Genomic DNA, 10,833 nt, shown 5'->3' on the forward strand with positions numbered 1-10,833 from the left:
ACAAGAACAACGGAGACACCATGGCCCACTCTTCACAGGCCAAGAAAGCCACCGCCAGCGGGTGGATCGGCTCGGCCCTCGAGTACTACGACTTCTTCATCTATGCCCAGGCGGCAGCGCTGATCTTCCCGCAGATCTTCTTCCCGTCCAGCGACCCGAAGATGGCCATCATCGCCTCCCTGGCCACCTATGGCGTCGGCTACCTGGCCCGTCCGGTCGGCGCCTTCGTGCTCGGCCATTGGGGCGACACGCGAGGACGCAAGAACGTGCTGCTGCTGTGCATGTTCCTGATGGGCATCTCGACCATGGCGGTAGGCCTGCTGCCCACCTACCACGACATCGGCCTCCTCGCCCCTGCCCTGCTGGTGATCCTGCGCCTGGTCCAAGGCTTCGCCGTGGCCGGAGAGATCTCCGGCGCCAGTTCCATGATCATGGAGCACGCGCCCTTCGGGCGTCGCGGCTACTACGCCAGCTACACCCTGCAAGGCGTGCAGGCCGGCCAGGTGATGGCCGCCGCGGTGTTCCTGCCACTGGCCTACTTCATGCCCAGCGAAGCGTTCAACGAATGGGGCTGGCGTATTCCGTTCCTGATGAGCGCGGTGGTGCTGATCGCAGGCTTCATCATCCGTAAGGAGGTGCATGAAACCCCGGCATTCGTTCAGGAAGAAAAACAGGACAAGGTGGCCAAGTCGCCGATCGGCGAAGCGTTCCGCCACAGCTGGAAACACATGGTGCTGGTGATGTTCATGGCACTGATGAACGTGATCCCGGTGGTCGCCACCATCTTCGGCGCGGCCTATGCGGTACAGCCGGCCTATGGCATCGGTTTCGACAAGAGCGTGTACCTGTGGATCCCGGTGGTGGGCAATGTCGTCGCGGTGCTGGTGATTCCGTTCGTGGGCAACCTGTCGGACCGCATCGGCCGACGTCCGACCATGATTGCCGGGTGCCTGGGATCGGGTGTGCTGGCGTTCGTCTACCTGTATGCGATTAGCATCCAGAACGTGCCACTTGCCTTCGTCGGCTCGATCCTGATGTGGGGCATGGTCTACCAGGGCTACAACGCCGTGTTCCCAAGCTTCTACCCGGAGCTGTTCCAGACCCGCTACCGGGTGTCGGCCATGGCCATCGCACAGAACATCGGCACCATGCTCACTGCGATGCTGCCGGCGCTGTTCGCGGCCGTCGCCCCACCTGGCTCAGAGCATATCTGGCTGGTGGTCGGTGCCCTGGCCTTCGCCATCACCTGCGTGTGCGCACTGGCAGCCTATGTGGCGCCTGAAACCTACCGGCTGGCCATGGAAGACCTGGGTAACCCGCAGGCCAAACCGCTGGAAAAGGACGCCTATGAAGCCAGCCGCAAAAGCAGCTTCGAGGTGGTGAGCCAGTAAGGCAGTCGGGGCCGCGCAGCGGCCTCGGCAATCTCAAGCCTTGACCACCGCCTGCAGATTCCCCCACAGCCGCTCCACATCCGCCCGTTCGGTCGGCAGCGCGCCGACCGACACCCGAACCATCCAGCGGCCTTGCAGGGTTGCCGGGGTCACGTAGGCGTCGCCGGAAGCATTGAGCCGATCTGCCCAGCCACGGGTGTGATCATCCAGCGCCTCACCCTCCAGCCCCTCGGGTTCATGCCGAATGCACAGGGTCTGCAACTGCACCGGCGCCAGCAGTTTCCAGCCCGGCGCAGCCTCGACCTGCTCGGCCAGCCAGCGGGCATTTTCCAGGTCTCGGCGCAGGCGCTGCTGCAAGGCCTCGACCCCTTCGCTGCGCAGCATGAACCACAGTTTCAGCGCACGGAACCGCCGCCCCAGCGGTATGCCCCAGTCGCGCAGGTTCTTCACCTCGCCATCCACCGACGACTGCAGGTAGCTGGGGTTGGTACTCATCACCCGGATCAGGTGCTGCGGGTCGCGCACGTAATAGATCGAACAGTCGAAGGCCACGCCCAGCCACTTGTGCGCATTGACCACCACCGAATCGGCCATCTCGATGCCGTCCCACATCCAGCGGCATTCAGGGAGGATCATCGCCGAGCCTGCCATCGCCGAATCGACATGCAGCCACAACCCCGCCGCCTGGGCGATATCACCGACCGGGCGCAACGGGTCCAGCGCCGTGGTAGCGGTGGTGCCGGTAGTAGCGACCACCGCACAGGGCTGGTTGCCTGCCGCCAGGTCCTGCTCGATGGCCGCCTGCAGCGCTTCGGGAATCATGGCGAAGCGCTCGTCGGTGGGGATCTGGCGAATGTTGTCGCGACCAAACCCGGCCAGCAGCGCAGCCTTGTCCACCGAGCTGTGGGCATGGGCACTGACGTAGACGATCAGCGGCTTGTCCTGGGCCTGCAGGCCGCCGCGAGCCAGGGCATAGTCGGTGCTGCGCTCACGTGCGCTGATCAGCGCGACCAGGGTGCTGGTGGAGGCCGTGTCCTGGATCACCCCGCTCCACTGCGCCGACAGCCCCAGCAGTTGGCGCAGCCAGTCGAGGGTGGTTTCCTCCAGCTCGCTCAGGGCCGGGCTGGACTGCCAGGACAGGCCGAGCACGCCAAGCCCTGTGCTGAGGAAGTCGCCGAGCACCGACGACAGCGTGCCGTTGGAGGGGAAGTAGCCGTAGAAGTCCGGATGCTGCCAGTGCGACAGGCCGGGCATCACCAGCCTGGAGACATCATCGAGGATGGCGGCGAACGGCTCGCCCTGCTGCGGCGCAGCCTCGGGCAGCGCGGCCTTGAGGTAGCCGGGCTCGACCTGGGCCATCACCGGGCGCTCGCCGACGGTCTGGCGGTAGTCGGCGATCAGGTCGATGAGCTGGTGGCCGTATTGGCGAAATTGTTCGGGGGTCACTGGGCGGGCTCCTGGGCGAAGGGATGAGGTGTCAGCACCGACACCCCGCAATCAGCCCAGTCTAGGCAACCCGTCCCCGCGCAATAACCCCGTTTCGCGCATAGCTGCTATCGCAACCGCGCATCTGCGCCCTGCACGCCGAACGACGACTGGCGCCACAGCTCGAATACCCGGTTACGCAACCAGCGGTGCTCGGCCGAGGCCTGCAAGCGCTGATGCCAGACCACCCAGTAGCGCTGACTGTGCTCGATGAAACCCAGCGGCCGCCAGGCCAGGCCATGCAAACGGCAGAGCTGGCGGGCGATATGCTCCGGCACCGTGGCCAACGCCTGGCCATTGCCGATCACCCGCACCATGGCACTGAAGAACGGCACCTGGAGCTGCATGCGCCGCTGCAGCCCCTGGGCACGCAGGTGACGGTCGATGAAGCTGTCCTTGTCGCCGCCGCCGGAAACCCGCACATGGCGATAGGCAAGGTAGTCGTCCTGGCTGATCGTGGCACAGGCAGTCAGCGGATGCTCGCCCGCCATCAGGCACACGGCCCGGTCTTCACCGAGCAGCCGGCCATGCAGGTTCGGCGGGGACTCATCGAACAGCGTGGTAGCCAGATCGACCTCACCACTGGCCAGCGAGGCGTATTGGCCAGCCTGCCAGGTGCGGTACTCGAGGGACACTCCAGGCGCCTCATGCTCCAGTGCCGTCACCAGGTCCGGAAGGATGTGCTCGGCCACATAGTCGGAGGCGGCGATGCAGAAACGCCGCTCGCAACGTGCCGGGTCGAAGGCGGCAGGCTGGCGCAGGGCGCTGAGCTCATCGAGCACCTGGCGCAAGGGTTCGACCAAGGTTTCGGCATGTTCGCTGAGCACATAGCCGCGGCCCTGGCGGACCAGCAGCGGGTCGCCGAAGGCATCGCGCAGATGGGCAAGCTGACGGCTCAAGGCCGACTGGCTGCAACCCAGGCGCTCGGCGGCGTGGCTGAGGTTCTTCAATTGCAGGAGGCAATCGAGGGTGCGCAGGTGGGCCAGGCTCAGTGAGGCGAAAGTGGGGGTCATGAGGTGACCTGCGCGGGTGAGGTGGAGGGCCCCATGAAGGGGCCCATCGGGCCGCGAGGCAGCCCGGCAGGAAGTCAGTCCGTCAGACCGACATAGACGTTCTGCACGTCTTCGTTCTCGTCGATCGCCTCGAGGAAGGCTTCGACCTCGGCCAGGGCTTCAGCACTCAGGCTGGCGGCGCTCACCGGGTTTTTCGGGGTGTAGCCGATTTTCGCCGAGGTGACGGTGAAACCATGCTCGGGCAGGGCCTTCTGCACCGCGTCCAGGTCGGTGGTGTCGGTGATGAACAGGGTCGAGCCCTCTTCCTCGCCGTCTTCGAAATCCTGGGCGCCGGCTTCGATGGCGGCCATTTCCGGGTCGGCATCACCTTCCGGGGTGGCCTCGATCAGGCCGACATGGTTGAAGTCCCAGGCCACCGAGCCGCTTGCGCCAAGCTGGCCCTTGCGGAACAACACCCGGATCTGGGCGACGGTACGGTTCACGTTGTCGGTCAGGCATTCGACGATCAGCGGCACCTGGTGAGGTGCAAAGCCCTCGTAGCTGACGGCATGGTACTGCACCGCCTCGCCATCCAGGCCAGCGCCTTTCTTGATCGCACGCTCGAGGGTTTCGCGGGTCATCGACGCTTTCTTGGCCTGGACGATGGCCAAGCGCAGGCGCGGGTTCATGTCCGGGTCGGCGCCAGACTTGGCAGCGATCTGAATCTCCTTGGCCAACTTGCCCATGATCTTGCCCTTGGCGTTGGCGGCGGTTTCTCTATGCTTGGCTTTCCACTGTGCGCCCATTTCGACTCTCTTTGTCTCAGCGGCCGGTTCAGGAAGCGACCGGCCAAAAGTGGGGAGAGTTTATACGCCCTCGCGGGTGGGATCGACAAGAAATCGCGTGGCAGCCATTCGCCGGCAACCCGCAGCGGCGAACCGCCGCTCCTGCAAGCGGTGGCTACCTGTGGGAGCGGCGGTGCGGCGACCCGACTTGCCCGCGAAAAAGCCCACACCGACTCAACCCTTGTCCGCCTTCCCCGCCGCCGCCGCGAACTTCGCCAGCCGCACATCCAGCCGCCGCGGGCGCTGCCCTCGGTCTTCGGCGCGTTCCTTGCGCCGCACGGCATCGCGCACCATCAGCGACCCCAGGTAGCGGATCGGCTCCGGCGGAAACTGCCCCAGCGGCCCCTTGACCAGGGGCGAGCGCGTCCAGGCGTTGTCCATCCCCAGGGCCAGCGACGAAAGGATCTGCCCACCCATGTGACAAGGCCCTACGCCGCTGCCGGAATAACCGAAGCCATAGAACACGTTGCCCTGCCCGTCCAGGCGGCCGAAGAACGGCAAGCCGGTCACCGAGCGATCCGATGGCCCGTTCCAGCTCGCAGCCAGCGGCACCTCGGCCAACGCCGGGAAGAACTCGCCCAAGGTTCGTTGCAGCAGCGCTCGGTAAGGCGACGGCTGATCGAAGACCGGCAGCATGCGCCCGCCATAGGCAAAGGTGTTGCCGCCCTTGCCGAGCATCAGGCGCCCGTCGGGGGTGTTGTGGTAGTAGTGCACGAAGATGCGCGAATCAAGCACGCTGATGCCGGTCTCCAGGCCCGTCTGGCGCAACAACTCGGGGCACGGCTCGGTGATCACCATGTCGCTGGAGACGATCGCCACGCTGCGCTCGAACTGCGCAAACTGCCGCGCCATCCAGGCATTGAGGCCCAGCACCACCCGGTCGGCACGCACGGTGCCGTGGGCAGTGCGCACCTGCACCGGGGTGCCGTGCTCAAGACTGGTCATCGCCGTGCCTTCGTGGATGCGCACGCCGCGCTGCAAGGCCACCCGACGCAGGCCACGCACCAGCTTGCCCGGCTGCACCGTGGCGGCCGCTGGCGAGAACCAGCCTTCCCGGTGGCGGTCAGAGCCGGCCCGGCGCTGCACTTCATCCAGCGCCAGACGCTGGAACGAGTTGATGCCCTGGCGCTGCAGCGCCGCGATCACCGCATCGGTACTGCCGACCTGCGCGGCATTGGTGGCGGTGTACAAGGTGCCGTCCATGCGGTAGTCGCAGTCGATGTGATGTTCGGCGCAGAACGTGCCGATGGCCGCGATACTGCGCTCCGACTCACGGACCAGGCGCACCGCCTCGGCCACACCGAACAAGCGCTCCAGGGTGAAGTACTTGGCCGACCACGACAGCGCGCAGCCCCCATTGCGCCCGCTGGCACCGGCGCCGCAGATATCCGCCTCGATCAACAGCACATCCAGCGCCGGCACCGCCTCCTTGAGCAGCAGTGCGGTCCACAAGCCGGTGTAGCCGCCGCCGACGATACAGACATCACAGCGCACATCGCCTTGCAGCGGCGGGCACACGGCTTCGTTTTGCGGGTCCAGGGCCTGTTGCAGCCAGAACGGTCTCATCGTTTCACTTTCCTTCAGGTACGTACCGGCTTGATCGCCATGCCGGTATTGGGTGCCACGTCATGTACCGCGTCTGCACTGACCGGGCGGCTGTTCCAGTGCGGCAGCAGCACCAGGGCGGAGAACAGCGCAGTGCCGGCGAACACGATGAACACGGTGACGCTGTCGAAGTAGCCCGGCAGCAGCCCACCCAGCACCGCGCCTACCGAGCCGCAGCCATTGACGAACCCGGCTGCGGTAGCGCCGGCCTTGGCGGTGCCGAAGTCGATGGCGGCCGCGCCGCTGATCATCGAGTCCGGGCCGTACAGGGTCAGGCCCATGACGAACAGCAGCGCCACCACCAGCAGCACGCTGCCGCTGTGCATGGCCGCCATGAAGCCGGCCAGAGTGACGGTCAGCAGCAGCAGACTGATCACGCAGGCAGGCATGCGCCGTGCACCGAACAGCTTGTCCGAGGCCAGGCCGATCAGGATCGGCCCAAGCAACCCGGCCAGCTCGAAGGCCGTGGGAATGATCGCTGCGCCAACCTTGCCCACCGAAGGCATCTGCTCGAAAACGATCACCGGCCCCCAGAGCAGGATCGCGTAACGCGCCGGCTTGAGCATGAAGTAGGCCAGCCCGAGCGTTAGGACCGTGCGGTTGCGCAGGATTTCGCGCAGCGGCGCCCAGACGCTGCACAGGTTCGCGCCTGGCGCCATGCTCTGTGGCTCCGGCTCTACCGCTGGCAGGCCGACGTCTTCGGGCTTGTTGCGCTGAAAGAGGAAGAACAGCAGCGCCACCACCGCCACCACCACGGCACTGGAGAAAAACGCTGCGTGCCAACTGCCGACCAGGGTGTACGCCCACCACCCGGCAAAGGGCGAGGCCACCAGGCCGCCAAAGGCGTAGCACGAACTCCACAGGCCCAGTACCCGGCCACGCTGGGAGGCGGGGAAGAAACTGCCGATGTTCTTGCACAGCCCTGCCCAGCCGGTCGACTGCGCCAGGCCCTGGATCAGCATGCAGGAGGCAAAGATCGGGAAGGTCGCGTAACTGCCCATCACCACCGCTGCTGCGGCCGAGATCAGCAGCCCGCCGAGTACCACCACGCGCGGGCCGAAGCGGTCGGCGAGCATGCCCCAGGTGAACTGGCCTACGGCGTAGGCCGCCAGGTAGATCGCATCGAGGTTGGCCATGGCGGCTTTGTCGAGCATGAAACCTGGATCTTCAGCAATGCCAAGCTTGGCGACCGAGAAGGCTTTGCGGGTGAAGTAGAAGGCGGCGTAGGCCAGCCAGGTGATGGCGAAGATCTGCATGCGCCACCGCTTGATGGCACCGAAAGACTGGTTCATTTGACTCTGACCTCTTGCTGAGTGTGCCGGCAGAATGTGAAGAAACGCCTGTCTTGTTGTTGTGTTGCGCACTGCATGACGGAGGGACGTCATCTGGCTGGACCATGGCCCGGTGCAAGGGCGTGTGAAGCTGCCCCGGGTTGAGCGACATGGAAACAGCTGGTGACTGATAAATAAAATCGATTTATCGTATTTCACACATAAGCCCAGCTTTTAAAAGAACCTGTTCCGAGGTGCTCCATGTCCGTCTCGCAAGCGCAGCTGAAGGCCTTTCACGCGGTGGCCGAACACGGCAGCTTCACCCGGGCCGCCGAGAAACTCTTCCTCACCCAGCCAGCGGTGTCCGACCAGGTGCGCAAGCTGGAGGAACGCTTCGGCGTGCTGCTGTTCCAGCGCAACAAGCGTTCGGTGCAGCTCACCGACCTGGGCGAGCGCCTGCTGGGCATCAGCCAACGCCTGTTCGCCTGTGAGGCCGAAGCACTGGAGCTGCTGCAGGATTCGCGTGCCCTGCACACCGGCAGCCTGGTGCTGGCAGTGGATGCCCCCGTGCACGTACTGCCGCAGGTTGCGCGCTTCTGTCAGCGCTATCCGGGGATTCAGGTCAAGATCGAGACGGGCAACACCGATGAGTCGCTGGCGCGCCTGTTCAGCTACCAGGCTGACCTGGCTCTGCTCGGGCGCGACGTCGATGACGAGCGGCTGTTCTGCGTGCCGATGCGGCGTGACCCGATGGTGGCCTTCGTCTCCCAGGACCACCCCTGGGCCAGCCGCGCCTCGATCAGCCTGGCCGACCTGGACGACACGCCGCTGGTCTTGCGTGAGCCCGGCTCGGTGACACGCCAGACCCTGGAAGAAGAGATGCAGCGCGCGGGCCTGCGCATCCGCCCGGCCATCCAGGTCGAGGGACGCGAAGCGGCGCGTGAAGCGGTGGTGGTGGGGATCGGCGTGGGCGTGGTGTCGGCGGCGGAGTTCGGCGCCGACTCACGGGTGTGTGCACTCCCCATCGTCGATTGCCAACGCCACCTGACCGAGACGCTGGTGTGCCTGAGCGAACAACGCACGCGGCGCGTGGTGGCGACGTTTCTGCAGATGGTGCAAGAAGCGTTGTGAGTTCAGCGGTGCCACCCCGCGACCATGCCGGCCCCCCGTGATCTGCCCTATGCTGATGACTCGCCCCACAGCGGACCCCGCCCATGCTCTACCGCCTCAGCGCCGACACTCTGGTTCTGCTGCACCTGGCCTTCATCCTGCTGGTGCTGTTCGGCGGCCTGCTGGTGCTGCGCTGGCGCCGCGCCCTGCTCCTGCATCTGCCGGCCCTGGCCTGGGGCCTGGCGGTGGAATGCCTGCACCTGCAGTGCCCTCTGACCGACTGGGAAAACCGCATGCGCCTGGCAGCCGGCCAGGCCGGCTACCAGGGAGGGTTCGTCGAGCACTATGTCTGGCCGCTGATCTACCCGGCCGGGCTAACGCCACAGGTCCAGGTGCTGCTCGGGTTAATCGTGTTGCTGGTCAACCTCGGCATCTACGGCTATGTGCTCTGGCGCGGGAGGCGTGCTAGCGGGTAGCGATCACGAACAACCGGGGGAACGGCAGCAGCACCTTGCCATCGGTGGCTTTCGGGTAATCCTGCTCCATGGCCTGCAGGTAGAGTTGCAGGAAGCTTTCGCGCTCGGCCTCGTCCAGCCGAGCCAGGTACGGCCGCAGGCCCGAGCCCTTGAACCACTCCACCACAGCGCTCGCGCCGCCCTCGAGGACATGGTGATAGGTGGTGCGCCACACATCCACGCGTGTGCACAGTGGGCTGAGCAGGTCGTAGTAGAACGCGCCGCTGTGTCGCGGTGGCAAGGAAAAATCGCTGAACTTGTCTTTCCACGGGCCTTGGCTGGCAATCTCGCGCATGCGCTTGTGGGCAGGCTCATCGAGGTTGTCGGGGGTCTGCACCGCCAGGCTGCCCCCCTCGGAAAGCTGGCGGATCAGGTGCGGGTACAGCTCGCGATGATTCGGCACCCATTGCAACGAGGCGTTGGCGAGGATCAGGTCCTGGGGTTCGGCAGCTTTCCAGGTGGCGATATCGGCTACCTCGCAACGCACCCGTGGCACCTTCAGGCGTGGTCGCTCGCGCGCCTTGTCGATCATGTCCTGGTCGCTGTCCAAGGCCAGCACCTGGGCGTCGCCATGCTGTTGCAGCAGGACCTCGGTGGAGTTGCCAGGGCCGCAGCCAAGGTCCGTGGCGTGGCGTACCGGTCGCGCTGGCACAGCCGCGAGCAGATCGCGCACGGCACGGGTGCGTTCGTTTTCGAAGAGCGAATACTGGGTGGCGGACCAGGCCATGGGCGACTCCTTCGGCAGTTGGAAGCGCTAGCATATGCCTTTTGCCGAACGTTCGGGGTATCGGTCTGACCGATCCGCTTCGCCTGAACGAAAACAGGAACTGACAGCCTATGCTGGAGGTCATCCGCATAACCTCCATACGTCGCTCGCCATGAATGCCTTCCCCTACCCGCGTCTCGCCCTGCCCCTGGCCATCCTTGCGTTGATCGGCGCCTCCATCCTGCTCGCCTCGCCCTGGATGGGTCAGGGCTTCGAGCTGTCCGACCTGTCCACCGACAGCCAGAACCGCCTGACCCGGCAACTGGAGGACGGCAGCCTGCTGACCCTGGACAGCGGGTCGGCCGTGGACCTGGCGTTCGATAGGACTCAGCGACGGATCGACCTGCTCAAGGGCCAGTTGCTGCTGGAAGTGGCCCGGGGCGATACCCGCCCGCTGTTCATCGTCACCCCACAGGGCAGCCTGCGTCCGCTGGACGCGAAACTGATCGTCGAGCGGCTGCAGGACAGCAGCGAAGTCACCGTGCTGGAGGGGCGGGTCGAACTGTCTGTCAACGGTCGCCAACTGTCGCTCAACCGCGGCCAGCAGTTGCGCTTCGATGGCATCACGCCCGCAACCGTGACCCAGGTCGATACCGGCGATACCCAGGCAGCCTGGTACCTGGAGCGCCTGCCAGGCGACGGTCAACCGCTGAACGAAACGCTCGAGCGTCTGGCCCGACACCACCGCGGCCTGCTGTTGTTCGATGCCCCGTCGCTGGCCGACCTGAAGGTCGCCGACGACCTGGCCCTGGACGACACCGACCAGGCCCTCGATGACCTGCAGGCCAGCTTGCCGATCAAGATTGCCCACTACACCGACTGGCTGACCGTGGTGCGCCGCAAATGAAAAAAA

The 10,833-nt window shown here is 65.6% G+C and carries 10 protein-coding genes; 4 read left to right on the top strand and 6 right to left on the bottom strand.

All coding sequences use genetic code 11. From position 1 onward, the window contains the following. The first annotated feature begins 20 nt into the window (after window positions 1–20). Window positions 21–1,391, top strand: coding sequence for an MFS transporter (locus tag HU729_RS00750; protein WP_186707868.1), 1,371 nt, complete (start codon window positions 21–23; stop codon window positions 1,389–1,391). A 33-nt stretch (window positions 1,392–1,424) separates the two neighbouring features. Here HU729_RS00750 and HU729_RS00755 read toward each other — a convergent pair whose 3' ends face one another. The 5 genes from HU729_RS00755 to HU729_RS00775 form a co-directional block, all read right to left on the bottom strand. Then, entirely contained in the window at window positions 1,425–2,837 is a 1,413-nt protein-coding gene (locus HU729_RS00755) for a DOPA decarboxylase (protein WP_186707870.1), read from the bottom strand. 107 nt (window positions 2,838–2,944) lie between these two features. Continuing rightward, entirely contained in the window at window positions 2,945–3,889 is a 945-nt protein-coding gene (locus HU729_RS00760) for a LysR family transcriptional regulator (RefSeq protein WP_186663914.1), read from the bottom strand. 74 nt (window positions 3,890–3,963) lie between these two features. Further along, window positions 3,964–4,674 carry a YebC/PmpR family DNA-binding transcriptional regulator gene (locus HU729_RS00765; protein ID WP_023631852.1) on the bottom strand — a complete coding sequence of 237 codons (711 nt, stop codon included), beginning with the start codon at window positions 4,672–4,674 and terminating at the stop codon, window positions 3,964–3,966. A 213-nt stretch (window positions 4,675–4,887) separates the two neighbouring features. Next, window positions 4,888–6,279 (bottom strand): FAD-dependent oxidoreductase, encoded by a 1,392-nt coding sequence (locus tag HU729_RS00770; protein ID WP_186663913.1) that lies wholly within the window; start codon window positions 6,277–6,279, stop codon window positions 4,888–4,890. A gap of 14 nt (window positions 6,280–6,293) precedes the next feature. Then, on the bottom strand, window positions 6,294–7,610 hold the full coding sequence (locus tag HU729_RS00775) for an MFS transporter (protein WP_186707872.1): 1,317 nt from the start codon (window positions 7,608–7,610) through the stop codon (window positions 6,294–6,296). 240 nt (window positions 7,611–7,850) lie between these two features. Between HU729_RS00775 and HU729_RS00780 the strand changes: the two genes are divergently transcribed. Together HU729_RS00780 and HU729_RS00785 are read left to right on the top strand one after the other, a co-directional pair. Beyond that, window positions 7,851–8,720 (top strand): LysR substrate-binding domain-containing protein, encoded by an 870-nt coding sequence (locus HU729_RS00780; protein ID WP_186707875.1) that lies wholly within the window; start codon window positions 7,851–7,853, stop codon window positions 8,718–8,720. 83 nt (window positions 8,721–8,803) lie between these two features. Further along, window positions 8,804–9,175 carry a DUF2784 domain-containing protein gene (locus HU729_RS00785; protein ID WP_186707877.1) on the top strand — a complete coding sequence of 124 codons (372 nt, stop codon included), beginning with the start codon at window positions 8,804–8,806 and terminating at the stop codon, window positions 9,173–9,175. Here HU729_RS00785 and tam read toward each other — a convergent pair. Beyond that, window positions 9,165–9,941: a trans-aconitate 2-methyltransferase gene (gene tam, locus HU729_RS00790; RefSeq protein WP_186663905.1), complete on the bottom strand. Its 777-nt coding sequence runs from the start codon at window positions 9,939–9,941 to the stop codon at window positions 9,165–9,167. The two genes, HU729_RS00785 and tam, sit on opposite strands and share 11 nt — an antisense overlap. Window positions 9,942–10,092: 151 nt before the next feature. On the opposite strand from tam, the gene HU729_RS00795 reads away from it, so the two are divergent. After that, a complete protein-coding gene (locus HU729_RS00795) occupies window positions 10,093–10,827 on the top strand; it encodes a FecR domain-containing protein (RefSeq protein WP_186707879.1) in 735 nt (244 codons plus the stop codon). The last annotated feature ends 6 nt before the right edge of the window (window positions 10,828–10,833 follow it).

This window comes from Pseudomonas sp. RW10S2, from assembly GCF_014268985.1.
Classification (GTDB): domain Bacteria; phylum Pseudomonadota; class Gammaproteobacteria; order Pseudomonadales; family Pseudomonadaceae; genus Aquipseudomonas; species Aquipseudomonas wayambapalatensis.